At 68.8% G+C, this 12,929-nt stretch carries 14 protein-coding genes and 1 pseudogene; 7 read left to right on the forward strand and 8 right to left on the reverse strand.

Translation table 11 applies throughout. The annotated features are described in order from the left end of the window. Positions 1 to 47: 47 nt before the first annotated feature. From IF19_RS0105845 to IF19_RS0105855, 3 genes are all read right to left on the reverse strand, one after another. Positions 48 to 836 (reverse strand): hypothetical protein, encoded by a 789-nt coding sequence (locus IF19_RS0105845; RefSeq protein WP_030113562.1) that lies wholly within the window; start codon positions 834 to 836, stop codon positions 48 to 50. Next, a complete protein-coding gene (locus tag IF19_RS0105850) occupies positions 833 to 1,321 on the reverse strand; it encodes a SigE family RNA polymerase sigma factor (protein ID WP_030113563.1) in 489 nt (162 codons plus the stop codon). Before IF19_RS0105850 ends, IF19_RS0105845 begins: the two co-directional genes overlap by 4 nt. Positions 1,322 to 1,519: 198 nt before the next feature. Further along, positions 1,520 to 2,281 carry a class I SAM-dependent methyltransferase gene (locus IF19_RS0105855; protein ID WP_030113564.1) on the reverse strand — a complete coding sequence of 254 codons (762 nt, stop codon included), beginning with the start codon at positions 2,279 to 2,281 and terminating at the stop codon, positions 1,520 to 1,522. An 88-nt stretch (positions 2,282 to 2,369) separates the two neighbouring features. Here IF19_RS0105855 and IF19_RS0105860 point away from each other — a divergent pair, with 88 nt between their 5' ends. Then, positions 2,370 to 2,990 carry a CGNR zinc finger domain-containing protein gene (locus IF19_RS0105860; protein WP_030113565.1) on the forward strand — a complete coding sequence of 207 codons (621 nt, stop codon included), beginning with the start codon at positions 2,370 to 2,372 and terminating at the stop codon, positions 2,988 to 2,990. On the opposite strand, the gene sodX is transcribed toward IF19_RS0105860, so the two are convergent. Beyond that, positions 2,903 to 3,331 (reverse strand): nickel-type superoxide dismutase maturation protease, encoded by a 429-nt coding sequence (gene sodX, locus IF19_RS0105865; RefSeq protein ID WP_030113566.1) that lies wholly within the window; start codon positions 3,329 to 3,331, stop codon positions 2,903 to 2,905. The genes IF19_RS0105860 and sodX overlap by 88 nt on opposite strands. 192 nt (positions 3,332 to 3,523) lie before the next feature. Between sodX and sodN the strand changes: the two genes are divergently transcribed. Beyond that, positions 3,524 to 3,919: a superoxide dismutase, Ni gene (gene sodN, locus IF19_RS0105870; protein WP_015611295.1), complete on the forward strand. Its 396-nt coding sequence runs from the start codon at positions 3,524 to 3,526 to the stop codon at positions 3,917 to 3,919. Here the strand turns inward: sodN and IF19_RS1000000138795 are convergent. Beyond that, positions 3,873 to 4,246 (reverse strand): annotated as a pseudogene (locus IF19_RS1000000138795) (tyrosine-type recombinase/integrase); the annotation flags it as partial. The gene sodN and the pseudogene IF19_RS1000000138795 sit on opposite strands and share 47 nt — an antisense overlap. Before the next feature lie 180 nt (positions 4,247 to 4,426). Between IF19_RS1000000138795 and IF19_RS0105880 the strand changes: the two are divergent. The 5 genes from IF19_RS0105880 (at position 4,427) to IF19_RS1000000137375 (ending at position 10,004) form a co-directional block, all read left to right on the forward strand. Next, positions 4,427 to 4,981 carry a peptide deformylase gene (locus IF19_RS0105880; protein ID WP_234313157.1) on the forward strand — a complete coding sequence of 185 codons (555 nt, stop codon included), beginning with the start codon at positions 4,427 to 4,429 and terminating at the stop codon, positions 4,979 to 4,981. Between the two features lie 36 nt (positions 4,982 to 5,017). Next, entirely contained in the window at positions 5,018 to 5,518 is a 501-nt protein-coding gene (locus tag IF19_RS0105885) for an NUDIX domain-containing protein (protein ID WP_031012268.1), read from the forward strand. A 181-nt stretch (positions 5,519 to 5,699) separates the two neighbouring features. Further along, a complete protein-coding gene (locus IF19_RS0105890; protein WP_234313158.1) occupies positions 5,700 to 6,278 on the forward strand; it encodes a hypothetical protein in 579 nt (192 codons plus the stop codon). Positions 6,279 to 6,996: 718 nt separating this feature from the next. Then, the gene (locus tag IF19_RS1000000135355) at positions 6,997 to 9,147 is read left to right on the forward strand and encodes a hypothetical protein (protein ID WP_234313159.1); all 2,151 of its coding nucleotides are present in this window, start codon (positions 6,997 to 6,999) and stop codon (positions 9,145 to 9,147) included. A 206-nt stretch (positions 9,148 to 9,353) separates the two neighbouring features. After that, positions 9,354 to 10,004, forward strand: a complete 651-nt coding sequence (locus tag IF19_RS1000000137375) for a hypothetical protein (protein ID WP_128647635.1) — start codon at positions 9,354 to 9,356, stop codon at positions 10,002 to 10,004. A gap of 472 nt (positions 10,005 to 10,476) precedes the next feature. Here IF19_RS1000000137375 and IF19_RS0105905 read toward each other — a convergent pair whose 3' ends face one another. The 3 genes from IF19_RS0105905 to IF19_RS0105915 all read right to left on the reverse strand — a co-directional run bounded on the left by IF19_RS0105905 (position 10,477) and on the right by IF19_RS0105915 (position 12,775). Continuing rightward, positions 10,477 to 11,268, reverse strand: a complete 792-nt coding sequence (locus tag IF19_RS0105905) for a phosphatase PAP2 family protein (RefSeq protein WP_418952707.1) — start codon at positions 11,266 to 11,268, stop codon at positions 10,477 to 10,479. Between the two features lie 212 nt (positions 11,269 to 11,480). Beyond that, positions 11,481 to 12,437, reverse strand: a complete 957-nt coding sequence (locus tag IF19_RS0105910; RefSeq protein ID WP_030113575.1) for a hypothetical protein — start codon at positions 12,435 to 12,437, stop codon at positions 11,481 to 11,483. After that, positions 12,434 to 12,775 (reverse strand): PadR family transcriptional regulator, encoded by a 342-nt coding sequence (locus IF19_RS0105915; protein ID WP_030113576.1) that lies wholly within the window; start codon positions 12,773 to 12,775, stop codon positions 12,434 to 12,436. The genes IF19_RS0105910 and IF19_RS0105915 overlap by 4 nt, the downstream gene beginning before the upstream one ends. Between the last annotated feature and the right edge of the window lie 154 nt (positions 12,776 to 12,929).

The raw sequence follows: 12,929 nt of genomic DNA on the forward strand, positions 1-12,929 counted from the left end.
GGCGGTACGGACCAAGGTCCGTACCGCCCTTTCGCGCGTCCGGGGCATCAGCCCTTCGGCTGCACCTCCGGGCCGGTGAGCAGCTCCTTCAGCTGCGCCCGGGAGAGCGGCGGCTCCAGGAGCAGGGGCCCCTGGGTGCCGGTGCCCTCGAAGCCGGTGCTGGAGCGCACGAGGAACTGCGAGCCGTCCGGCTGGACGAGCCGGCCGGCCAGTTCGGGCCCCCAGCCGACGCCGTCGTCACCCCCGACGTCCATCGTGTCGCGCCACGTCGTCAGCGCCCGGCCGCCGGGAAGCGCCTCGCGCTCACAGTCGGTACGGGACGGCTCCTGGCCCACCCGGACGCAGAGGTCCTCGTCCGGATCGGCCGGGCGGCCCGTCTTCCTCTCCACCGCCTCCCGGTCCTCCAGGGTCAGCACCAGATAGCCGACTCCGCCGTCCCTGCGGAACGCGTACTGCCCGTCCAGCGGTCCGAGACGGTCGGTCCGCGCCTGTTCGGGTGTCGCCCCCTTGATGAGGGCGAGGAGCGAGACCTCTTCGATCTCCCCCACGTCCGGCGGCAGCAGCGCGGCCAGCCGCCCGGCCCGGTCGGCCGCGGCAGCGGACGGGGACGCGGACGGCCCGGCCGACGCCACCGAGGCGGGTGCGGGGTCCTCGTCGCCGCCCGTGCGGGGCAGGGTGAACGCGCCGGCGGCGACCACCGCGAGGACGGCCGCCGAGGCGGCGGCCCGGCGGCGCCTGCGGATCCGGGCGGCCTTCGCGTACACCGCCCCGGCGGAGAACGCGGGCTGCCCCGCTCCCCCGGCCGCGCGGTCGAGCAGTTCACGGACGTCGTTCATACCAGTTCCTCCGCCATCCCGGCGCGCAGCGCCGCCAACCCCCGAGCCGTATGGCTCTTGACCGTGTTCGTCCGCATGCCGAGCGCCTCGGCCGTGGCCTCCACGCTCAGGTCCTCCCAGTAGCGGAGCACCAGCACCGCCCGCTGCCTGGCGGTGAGCCGGGCGAGCGCCTGTCTGACGACCAGACCGGTGTCCGTGTCGGCCGTGTTCCCCGGGCGGTCGGGCAGTTCGCCGTACGCCCGTTCCCGTCGCCAGAACCGCCGCCGGCCGGCGATGAACGTGTTGACCAGCGTCTTGCGGGCGTACGCCTCGATGTTGTCGAGCCGGCCGTGGCGGCGTCCGCCGAGGACGACCTTGACCAGGGCACTCTGGACGAGGTCCTCGGCCTCGTGCCGGTCGCCGCAGAGCAGATACGCGCTGCGGAACAGCGCGGTCCGTCTGCTCTCCACGAAGGCGCGCAGCGCCTCGGCGTCATCGGCCCGCATGGCGGCCCCTCCCCGGAACGGACACGTCCCCACCCCCTTCTCTCACCGCTGTCCGGCCCGCGGAGGCGGACCGTCTCACCCTTCCAGTGCGCCGGGGCCCGGCGGAGGTTGCGGGTGGCGGCGGAGAAAGGAGAAAGGGGCGGCACGGGCCCGAAGCCCGTGCCGCCCCTTCTCTCGCCCTGCGGCCTGGGCGGGCGGCTACTTCACCGCGAGGACCAGGGAGTCCGAGGGGGACGCCCAGACCGCGCGGGCCTCGCCGAAGCCGGCGGCCAGCAGGGTGCGGGCGTGCCAGTCGGCGGAGGGCATGTCGCCGTCCGCGTGCTCGCCGTAGAGCGCGAAGCGCTCGGCGGTCGGCCCGGCGAGGACCGGGTCCTTCGCGGCGAGCGCCCACCACTCGGCCCAGTCCAGCGCCCCGGCGGCCTTGGCGCGGTCCATGGCGGCGTGCCGGTGGGCGCGTTCGGCGGCGTTGATGCGGGGGGTGGCGGTGTCGATCGTGCGGTCGGCGTTCATGAAGACCCCGCCGTCCCGGACGAGGCCGCCGAGCTGACCGTAGAGCGTGGCGAGCGGATCCCGGTGCAGCCAGTGCAGGGCGGTGGCGGTGAGGACGGCGTCGTACGAGGAGTGGGGCAGCCGGGCCGTCCAGTCGGAGTCCTTGAGGTCGGCGGTGACGAAGGAGACCCGGTCGTCGCCGTCGAACGTGCCCCGGGCGATGGCCAGGAGCGCGGGGTCGAGGTCGACGCCGGTGCTCGTGGCGTTCGGGAACCGCTTGAGGAGCCGGTCCGTAATACTTCCCGTACCGCACGCGAGGTCCAGCACGCGCGGCTCCGGCCCGACCACCGCCTCGACCATGTCCAGCATCACCCGGAACCGCTCCTCGCGGTCGGGCATGTACCACTCCTGCTGCCGGTCCCAGCTCTCCTGCCAGGACTGCCAGTCGGTGCTCGCAACCGTCTCCGTCATCCCAACCTCCAGGTAAGACCCATATCCGCAAACCGACCATTACACTGGCCGGTGCCCCGACTCTAGACCGACACCGTAAGGACTACAAGTGGAACTGGCCTATTACTCGGACTACGCCGTGCGCCTGGTCAACACCGAGGAGCCGGCCCGCACCAAGGACGCCCTCACCTCTGTCGAGGCGGTACGGGAGCTGTTCGGCGCGAACCAGCAGGCGGCGCGCCGGACGACCGAGGCGGACGTGACGCGTTTCCGCGCGGTACGGGCCCGGCTGCGCGCGGTCTTCGAGGCGGCGGACGGCGGCGACGAGACACTCGCGGTCGACCTGCTGAACTCGCTGCTGCTGGAGTTCCCGGTGAGCCCGCAGATCTCGGGGCACGACGTACGGGACGAGGACGGCAGGCCGGACTGGCACATGCACCTGGCCGACCACCCGTCGAACGCGACCGCCGGCTACGCGGCCATCGCGGCGATGGGCCTGGCCTTCCACCTCACCGAGCACGGCGTGGACCGGCTCGGCCTGTGCGAGGCGTCGCCGTGCCGCAACGCCTACCTGGACACGTCCACCAACCGCTCCCGGCGCTACTGCTCGGACCGCTGCGCGACACGCGCGAACGTGGCCGCCTACCGGGCCCGCAAGCGCGAGGAGGCCGAACGCACCGGCCGCAGCGCGGAGGCAGCCCAGCCGGCCACGGCCGACACCGAGCGCTGACCCTGCGCCAGGGGCCGGTAGCGGGCCAGCACCCGGGCGAGCACGAGTTCCTCGGGCACGACCCCGTAGTCCGTGCTGTCCCCGCCCGCGAAGGTGTTGTCGCCGCGCACCCACCAGCCGCCGGGCCGCCGCTCGACGGCCCGCTTGACCACCAGCAGGTCCTGCTGGAAGGGGTGACGCAGGATCACCACGTCGCCGGGGTGCACGGACGCCCCGTACCGCACGAGCAGCAGGTCGCCGTGGTACAGCGTGGGCACCATCGAGGGCCCGGTCACCTCCACGACCCGCAACGCCCGCCGCGCCGCCCGCCCGTCTCCGGACACCTCTCGTCGCCCCGGCATCTTGGGCACCTCCCGCTCCTTCTCCTCCGGTACGTCCGCCAGTACACCGCCCCGCGCACGGCCCCGTACATTCGGCCGACGGCCCGATTCCCACCCCGGACTTTTGACCTAAGCCCCAGGGGCAGCCACGGAAAGCGGCGCTCCACGGAGTAATGTCCCACCTGAGAAGACGATCACGAGGAGGACAGCTCCATGCTTTCCCGCCTGTTTGCCCCCAAGGTGAAGGTCAGCGCCCACTGCGACCTGCCCTGCGGCGTGTACGACCCGGCCCAGGCCCGCATCGAGGCCGAGTCGGTCAAGGCCGTCCAGGAGAAGTACCAGGCCAACGAGGACGCGGACTTCCGCACCCGCGCGATCCTGATCAAGGAGCAGCGCGCCGAGCTCGCGAAGCACCACGTCTCGGTGCTCTGGAGCGACTACTTCAAGCCCCCGCACTTCGAGAAGTACCCGGAGCTGCACCAGCTGATCAACGACACCCTGAAGGCGCTCTCCGCGGCCAAGGGCTCGAACGACCCGAAGACGGGCCAGAAGGCGCTGGACCTCATCGCCGAGGTCGACCGGATCTTCTGGGAGACCAAGAAGGCCTGACCTCTGGTTGGGCCGTCTGACCTGCGGTTTCGCTGGTCAGACTCCCTACCGGTCCGCACCCGGTCCGCAGGCCGCCGAGCACGGCGCCCATGACGGCCCGGGTGCGGTCTTCTTTTCCCGGCCACAGGCGCGCGTAGATCCGCAGCGTCATGACGACGGACGCGTGGCCGAGGAGCATCTGGACCTGCTGACGCTCGCTCCGCCAGCGATGAGGGCGGAGGCGAAGAAGTGGCGCAGGTCGTGGGTCACCATGTGCGGTAGCTCGACAGGCTCGCGACCCTCGCGCTCGGCGGCCTCGTTCTCCGTCGCCTGGAGCGCCCTGCGGGCCTCGATGACCGCCGAAGCCTCCCCGCTGCCGACCCCGCCCGTCCGCAGCGACCACGGCGAGCTACGGCAATTCACGTGGATCACGGCCACAGCCGCTCTGCACGCTCGGTACCGTCTTGAGTGACGGTTCCGGGCACGGCCTGAACACGAGACGGCTCAAGGGGAGTTCAGGTGATTGACGTGCGGCCAAGCCAGCAGATGCGAGACCTCGGAGTCGTCCAGCACGGCGCCAGCATCCTCGCCCAACCGGCCCGCGCCTTCGCCCTGCCCGCCGAGCGCGACGAGGCCGAGCGCATCACCGACGAGCTGTTCGCCGCCATGGAGCGGATCGGCCAGGTCCACCCCTTCGCCAAGGGCATGGGCATCGCCGCCCTGCAGATCGGCATCGGCCGGGCGGCGGCTGTCATCCAGCCGCCCGGCGACGGCCCCTCGGTCATCCTGCTCAACCCGAAGATCACCGACCGCTCCAGCGAGATGGACGAGCAGTACGAGGGCTGCCTCAGCTTCTTCGACGTCCGGCGCCTTGTCCCCCGGCCCCTGAAGATCACCGTCGAGACCACCTCCTTGGCCGGCGAGGCCGTGACGACCGTGTACGAACGCGGCCTGGCTCGTCTGAACCACCATGAGGTCGACCACCTCGACGGCCTGCTGTACAACGCCCGCATGAGGACCGGCGTCGAGCCTATCCCCGTAGAGGAGTACCGGCAGACGGGCCGAGCCTGGGCCTACGAGTAGGCCACTGCCATCAACCCGGCCCGCGAAGGGATCACCGTGGCTCAGCCGCCGACCGATGACCAGCCCAAGACGCCCAAGCCTGCCCTGGAATCCATGACCCTGATGGTCGCCACTGTCATCGCCCACGACAAGGCCACCAACCGCGTGGTCCTCCTCCAGCGCAGCGACCAGGCCAAATTCGCCAAGGGCATGTGGGACATCCCGGTCGGCAAGAGCGAACCCGGCGAGCCGATCACTGCGACGGCCGTCCGTGAGCTGTACGAAGAGATCGGTCTGACCGTTGGGCTGGAAGCGTTCAAGGCCGCCCACATCATCCACGGCGCCTGGGGCGTGAAGGCCTCAAACGGTTTCTGCACGGTCGTGTTCGTCGCCCATGAGTGGTCCGGCGAGCCAGAGAACAGCGAACCGCGCGAGCACGCCCAAGTCCGCTGGGTCGACACCAAGGCCATCCCCAAGGAATTCGTGGAGACCACTGCCAGTGCTCTCCATCGCTACCTGGCCGGCGGGCCCCAAGTGTCCCTGGGTGGCTGGGAGTGAAGACCTGTCCGGACAGATCGCTGGGGGCTGGAGCTACTGCCTGAGCGGCCGAGCACAGCTGCACCCGATGGGTAACCGACGCCGCGATTCGGACATCTTCCCCGTCCCGCAACTCCATGCTGGCGTGATTGGCGCTTTCGTTGCGGTGATCAACCCCATACCGTGAGTCACGCTTTTCGCCTTGGCTGCGCTCGTGTGTCACGCCAAGGTGTGGTGGGGTAACGGGGAGGGATACAACGTGGATCCGCTGGCGTTTCCGGTGCTTGCCGGAACGATGCTGACCGAAGCTGTCAGGTTCCTGTTTGATCGCGCGAGTGCCGTGCTCGACAGGCGGGCCGGGCGTGTCCCGGTCGAAGAGCCGGAAAGCGTGGCAGGACGGCCGAGCGCCCTGCAGGTGCGAGCTGGAGAACTTACAGACGCGCGTGTCGAGCGCGTCAGCCAGGCCCAAGGCGCCCTTCGGGTCTATCTGTCCCGCCCAGATCTATTGCAGGGGGAGGACGAGGGGCTTCGTGACCTCCTCGGCCAGTTGCGTCGAGACCTCGAAGAGGTCTACGGATGCAGCCTCCCGTTCGGGGACGAGCAGCGCCCTCAGCCCGGCGCGGAAGTCTCTCAGCACGCAGACGAGATCTCGGGTCAGCAGGTCGGCATCCGTGCGCAGGGAATGACCGCCAAGGGCCGGGCCCGGGTTGTGCAGACCAGCGGGACCATCACTGAGACGGGCGAGCAGGTCGGCATGCACTTCGACGGACCAATCGGCTAAGGCTGACGCATCCATGAGCTTCGAGAACGACGACGCCCGGCACGGCGCACAAGAGCCCGATCCGTATGGGCGATTCGATGGGCAACCGCCATCGCCATCTGGAGCCGGAGATTCGCTCCCTCCCTCACCAAGCGATCCGACAGCAGATGCTGCGGATCATCACTGGCGTCCAGCGACGAACCCGCCGACCAGCGCAGAGCAACTCGTGGCCTCCGGTGACGGTGCCTCGGCCCTCGAAAAGCCCCAGCCGCCCTCCGATGACGCTATCGCGTCAGTCCAGGACGGGGCAGCCCTTGCGTCTGAGGGAACGCACACAGTCTCGCGTACGGATGGCTTCGCGCCGCATGAGGGCCCAGCGAAGGAGGCGGAGACGCCACCAGGGACGTCCTCCCCGAGCGGTGAGACAGAGACAGCCGAGGGCTCGGAGATACAGCACCGAGTCTTGTACGAAGGGCACCGCGCCAACCACGACGAAAGGCGTGATGGAGCAGCGGCGGGCGGGGGATCGGGCTACACGCCTTCGGTAGACGACGCCCAATCACAAGACACGCCGGCCGTTGTCAACGGTGCTGCTCCTCGTGACACGCCCTCTGCCACGAGCACGCCGCCGCAGGACCCCCCGGGCTCCGCGTCTCAGCGACATACGCCGGATCCAGCCACGGTAGAAGCCTTCCACCAGGCGGCACTCCTTCAGCGCGCTGTGGTCAACAACGGCGAGATGATCGCCGTGAAAAATGTATTCGAGCAGACGCTCGACACTCACGCACCGATCTCTGCTGGGTACCTCGACGTCGTCAGCGAAGTGTACGCCGAACTGTATGTGAAGCAGGACGGCGACTACTTCGCAAAGACCGAGCGCAGCACCTTCACCGATGCCTACTCTCTGCTCGAAACAGATGGGTCCGTTCTGGTAATCAGTCGGCCCCCCGGAACGAGTCGCAACATCACTGCATACGCCCTCATGGCCCGCCTCATGGAGAGCGGCCTCATCAAGGAGGTCTGGCCGCTCTCGTTCGGAAGCGCTTCGGTCTTTCCAGTCAAGCGTCTCCCACGCGAGCACCACCGTGGCTACGTACTCGAACTTCCCCCCGATGAGGATGGTTTCGAGGTCCACGACTCGTTCGGCGCGAATCTAGAAAAGGTCTGGGAGTACCTCAGTCCGCGCCATAGTCGTCTCATCGTGATCACTACTCCCGAGCAGTGGCGACGCATTGGTCGCGGCGCTCCGGAGGGTGCAGACCCTAACCTCGGTACGGCACGGCCGGCCGATGTCGCGGAGCGATGGCTGCGGGCTGAAGAGCCAGACTTTCCAGTGACCTCCTGGCTCAGGCATCGGAAGATGAAAGCCCTCCTGGATGGGCAGAGTCCGACCGAGGTTCTGCGCATTGTGGAACTCATGCGGGAGGCTCGGCGGACCGCCTTGCGTACCATCGCTGAAGCCTCCGTTGGCCTGGATGCATTGCAGCTTCGTCGCGCGGAAGCGGTGGCGGATACCGATGCGGCCATTGACGAGCAAGTCAACGAGGTGGCGGCCGCCCGCGACAACTGGGAGGACGACCTCCACGACTGGCATGAGAAGTCGGAAAGAACCAGTTTCCAGCGCAACTTCCTGGTAACCGCAGCCGTATTACGCGGGGCGCCTGTCGGTCACATTTACGCCAAAGCTGCCGACCTCACTAAATCTCTTGAAGGGGACAACATCGAGGTCACAGGACAGAAAGCACCAGGCGTAATCGCCATGACCCGGGCCATCCATGCGGAGCGCACAAAGGAAGGCGTACTCAGCTTCCGGCGTCCGCACTGGGACGACGCCGCTCTGGAATACTTCTGGACTGACCGACCGCTCGCGCGCGTACCGTTCCTGCAGTGGCTGGCGCACGCCCCCCTGGATGAACCGAAGCTGGCCATGGAAAGTGTCGACCTAGATTATAGGCGAGCCCTAGCCGAGAGAATTGGAGATTTCGCCGTCCGCTGGGCAGTTCGCCACCGCCGGCAGGAGCCGCTGGAGGAGATTGTCACAACATGGCACAAGAATCCCAAAAAGGGACTGTGGCCTATGGCCACAACCCTCCTAGATGACGCGGCCGTTCACCCAGCCAGCGCGCCGTACGTCCACACGATGTTGCTGGCCTGGTCGAGCCGCAAGACAGAGGCCGCTCTACCCTTGGCAGTCGTATCTGTCTGCGCTGGAAAGTTCGGCCGGGCCCACACCGGAAAGGCGCTGCGGCGCCTTCGACATGCCGCCGAGTCGGAACATGCCGAAGTGGCCGAGGCATTGCAGGACGCCGTGCGCACCCTCTGGGCAGATGCTTCCGTACGGCCATTGCTGTTCAAGGACATCGTCGACTGGTGTGGAAACGACAAGATCAAGGACACCGTCGGCCGCCAGACATTCGCCGCATTAGCGACAGCCACAGGGCCAAGCAACCTCGACATTCCACTCATCCTCGACAATGCTAGCCACGGAGACGACGAGGAATTCCACCCATCGCCAGAGGATCTGGTTAAGGGCTGGCGAACCCTGTTGAGGGAAGGCCCTGGGCCGACCGGGACTAGGCAGGTAGACAAGGCGGTATTCCTTTGGCTGGACGCCGGCTTGCGGCACCTCCCTTTGAAAGACCTCATCCTGCATTCCCTGCGGAAGGCCGTTGACATACGAGGCACAGAGGAAGGGCGAGTCCTGCGAGAGACGCTTCGCGCCTGCGCACACGGCTGGGTGCAAGGCAAGGACCGCCCCTTCTCCAAGGAAAGGGAGGCAGTCCGGCAGGAGCTGAGCGCTCTCCTCGACGAAGACCTGCACGCCGCGGTGCAGGAGCAAGAGCAGAAGGAGGCCACCGGGGCCAGCACCAGGGGGACCGACACCGCGTGAGGCGCTTCATTCCCTGGCCACGACGAAGCACGCCCGCAGAAGAACCGCCAGCCCCACCTCCCACTTGGACTTATACGTTCGTCGACCGGCTCGCCAGCAGTGAGCCGACGCTGCGGTTCACCGCGCAAGTTCATGTGACATGGAGGGCGGGACAAGGCGGTGGCACCGGTAGCCCAGATGACGCAGCCCGTCTCGTCCGGGAGATTGTGGACGACGCCGCAGCGTCATGCGATGTCCTGCGGCGCGACGCTGCCGAGCACGACATCAACGCTGCCTTGCGGGCGCAACTGCCGCTGAGTGGAGTCGGGGTCGAAGTTCTTCATTGTTATGTCCGCCTCACGATCGATGACTCTACTCAGAAGGCAGCCCTCCTGGCGGAGCGAATGCGCCAGGGCTACGCCCTCGAAGAGGCTCGTCGGCGACGAGAGCAGGAGCGAGAAGATGCCCAACGACGCGTCGAGCACTCTCGTGAGGAGGACCAGCTCCGCCGCGAGTACGAGCTGGACGCGTTAGCCCGCAGGCAAGCGCGAGCGCGCGCGGAATTCCTCCGCACGGAGATCCTTGCCGACCCTGCTTCAGCTCGTCTGTACACGCTGCTGGAACGCAACACGGAGCACTGGCCGCGACTGGGTGCGCCTCCTGCCGGGACGAGTCTTCCGGACTTGGTGCGCGAAGTTCAGCAGTGGCAACCGCAGGCACGGTGGGTGGTGGTAGCCCAACTGCTCCATGACTTCGTGGCTGGGCTCTCGGAGGAAGGTCGCAAGGAGTTGCTGACCATCCTGGCGAAGACCGTCAAAGTGCACGGCGATGAAAAAACAGCCCAAGCCCTGATCAATGCCGCAGGGAAGCAGGAATGAGATTGATCCTGTGGCGATGCGTCCTGGACCCGGCCACAAGTCTTCTGGCTCGCCGCATCCGCGCTCAGTTCCACGGCCGCTTGTCGTACGACGCTGCCTGGCGGCTCGCCCGTGTTAGCCGTTCCCCCGACGAGATGGTCTACCGACTCCACGGCCGCAGACTTGAAGCAGAGCCGTGGGCCAGCCCGGATGGGTTATCAGCCGATGGACCCTAACAGCTTCGGTGCCATGCGCCATCCGGCTCGGCGCATGGCACCCCCTTGCTGCAGGCCGGCCACTCCTCAAGCCGTGACAACCAGGACGCCACGGCGGTGCGGCAGCGCCGTTCGCCTTCCTTCAACCTGATCGGCTACACCATCACACCGAGGGCCCCTCCCAGGTGTTGCAGCAGGGCAGTCCGCACACAGTCCGCAGGACACCCGATCAGGACCGTCGTACCCCATCATCGGGCGTTTCATGGGCGGACCGGCGGTCAGGCCGGTGCGTGGTGTGCCGGGCGCCCGACCGCGGCGTGCCAGACCAGGGCCGCACAGACGAAGGCCGTCGCCGCGGAGACCAGGGAGCCGGTGAGGGTGTCGTTCCGTGCGGCGGAGGCGAGGGCGACGGCCGATGCCAGCGTCAGGGTGATGGCGGGCAGCGCCCGGGGACTCCGCGTGGCGTCCGGCGCGGGGGCCGGCGACAGCCAGGTCGCGAGGCTGTAGCAGGCGCAGGCCAGCAGTGCGGCCCCCAGCACCTCGCTGGGCCGGTGGCCGCCCATGGTCGCGCTGTACGCGGCGATGCAGGCGAGCCACAGCACACCGGCCGTGACGGCGTAGGGGCGGACGCGGGGCGACGCCACGAGGACGGCGGCGAGGGTCAGTGCGGCGGGGATGGCCGTGTGCCCGCTGGGAAAGCCCTGATCAAGGAGGTTCTCGGGTGCGCCCACCAGATCGGGGCGGGGCAGCGTCGAGTTGAGCACGACCTTGCCCCCGGTGGTCAGGATGACGACCCCGAGCGCCGCGCACCCCTGCCACCAGCACCGCCGCACCAGCGTGATGACCACGATGACGGCCAGGCCCACCATCAGAGTGGGCTTGGCGCTCAACTCCATCGGCGGCAGGGGCGTCGAGCCGTAGGCCGCTCCTGAGAGCGGGTAGATCCATGCCTCTTCGCGGTTGTCCGTACCGAGATCGAACAGGGCGTTCTCGACTCGTTGCCCCCATGGGGTGCAGATGGCGAGCAGGTAGACCGCCAGGAACCCCAGGCTGTACAGCAGAGTCGGCATCCACGGCCGCCTCGTTCGCGACGGGCCCGACGTGTCGGGGTCTGCGGGGGTCTGCCCTGAGGCCCCCGGACGGTGCGTGGGCAGGGACGGGGCATCGTGCTGGGTCATCGCTCTGTTTCTTCTGTCGTTCTTCTGTCGGGGGTGGTTCGGCCACGCGCGTCCGGTGGCGCGACGCGGGCCGCCGGGATCGGGCGGCCCGGCGGGGGCCGCGCCTATTCGGCGAGTGCCCGCCCCTGTCGGCGCTGGGCGGTCACCGCCAGGGCGGGGAGAGGGGCGATCAGCAGGAGGAGGACGACCAACTCCGGGAAGGACCGCATGAAGCTTTCCGGCTGGACGACGATCGCCTGCGTGCGGACGACCGCGACCACCGCGACGGGGATCAGCCATCGGTGGTCGCCGGTGGCCGCCGTCGCGACCCACGCGCCGAGCAGCGCGGTGGCTTCGAGGACGAACAGGCCGCGCTGGAAAGCCGGACTGACGGAGATGATGTGCAGGCTCCCGGCCATGAACATGGCCAGCACAACGGGAGCCAGCCAGCCGTAGGAGCGGCGTCGCAGCCGGCTGGAACGGCTGAGGGCCAGCACGGCGCACGCGGCGCACAGTGTCCCCGAGAGCACCAGGTCACGGGCCGTGATCGGGGCCCCCAGCCCGTAGTAGCTCAGACCCGCCTTGCCCTCGTCGCCGAAGAGGATGCGGCCGTGGGACGTGGCGCCGGCCCAGATCATGGCCGCCGCGGCCGGCAGCGCGATCCACGGTCTGCCGCGCAGCAGAGCGATCAGGCAGGCAAGCGGGAGCAGCCCGTAGGGCAGCAGCCGCGTCTGGGTGGGGCCTTCGGCCCACGGGTACCAGCCGGAGAAGCGGAAGGCGATGGCGTGCTGTCCGGGGTCGATGCGCAGCGCCCAGTGCCAGACGTCCTGCAGATACGGAACCAGCGCCAGGGCGGCGAGGGCCAGGGCGGCCAGGTGGATGCCGTCCAGCCACCACGGCCGGCCCGTGTCGTCGGCGACAGCACGGGCACGGGCCTGCACCCCGGCACGCACCAGGGCCGCGGCCTCCCGCGGCGGGGGCCAGGAGCGGCCGGGATACGCCTCGGCCAGGCAGGCCAGCAACTCGTCTCCCTGCCGGGAACGGTAGGGCTCGGGGTAGGCCGCGAGCAGCAAACGGTTCATGCCGGGGCCGCTCCGGCGTTCCGGGAGTGTGCGGTGACGACGGCCGCCGCCTGCTGCATCCGCAGCGCCTCCCGACTCAGCGCCGCGGCGCCGTCCTCGGTGAGCCGGTAGTAGCGCCGCGCCCGTCCGTCCACGATCTCCTCGTGACCGGCCTCCGTCAGACCGGCCCGCTCCAGCCGTTCCAGCGCGCCGTAGAGAGTGCCGACGGCGATCCGGAGCCGCCCGTCGGTGGCCTGCTCGGCGGCCTTGATGATGCCGTAGCCGTGCAACGGCCCGTCCATGAGGGCGGCGAGGATGAAGTACTGCGGTTCCGTCAAGGACGAGTTCCGACGTGTCATACAGCGAGCATATATCGATCTCCGATACATATTCGCCGACCCAGGACATCCACCGGCACCCACCGACGACGACCGCACGCCCGCCTGAGCGGCACCTTCTCCCGGAAGCGCGAACCGGGGCCGCCCGCGCACCCCTGGTGCCGACCCCGGCGAT

Source organism: Streptomyces californicus, assembly GCF_000717645.1.
Lineage (GTDB): Bacteria > Actinomycetota > Actinomycetes > Streptomycetales > Streptomycetaceae > Streptomyces > Streptomyces californicus.